Origin of the sequence: Mesorhizobium sp. M4B.F.Ca.ET.089.01.1.1, assembly GCF_004022605.1 — a bacterium.
Taxonomy (GTDB): Bacteria; Pseudomonadota; Alphaproteobacteria; order Rhizobiales; family Rhizobiaceae; genus Mesorhizobium; species Mesorhizobium abyssinicae.
Genome location: NZ_RZOS01001456.1, coordinates 1 through 432, shown reverse-complemented (window position 1 = coordinate 432; position 432 = coordinate 1). Strand labels below are relative to the sequence as shown.

General features: G+C 59.3%; 1 protein-coding gene. It reads right to left on the bottom strand.

Annotation, left to right across the window (positions count from 1 at the left end):
* On the bottom strand, nucleotides 1–432 hold a 432-nt coding region (locus EN780_RS37885; RefSeq protein ID WP_245500328.1), incomplete at both ends, for an aldolase/citrate lyase family protein.

Sequence of the window (432 nt, the reverse complement as noted above, 5' to 3'; positions counted from 1 at the left end):
CCTGTGGGCTTGGCGAAAAAGCCTCATTGAATATGGCAACCTGGTTTGGATGAATCGCCAAAGCTCCGGCAAAGCCAAGCCGCCGCGCATGCGCTGCGGCTTCACGAAGTTTATAGGTGTCCGAGAACTCGCCAATGCTTCCAACAAAGCCCAAAGGGAGCAATCCGGCCGCACGGGCAGCGAACAGCACGGCAAGGCTCGGGGCCAGGAGCAGATCAAATTCCGGGCCGCCGCCAACAGCGGCACTGAAGTCTTCAGGACCAAGCGCCATTGCGACCATCCTTGGATGCGCCGACGCAATGGCCGCGAGTCTTTGCAAGGCGCCTGGGGTCTCGATCTGGGCAAGGAACCGGATGCCTCCCGGCGGAAGATTTCTTTCCCGTTCAAGTTCCGAAACCGCATTCGCGATCTCTGTTACCCACTCTGCGGAAT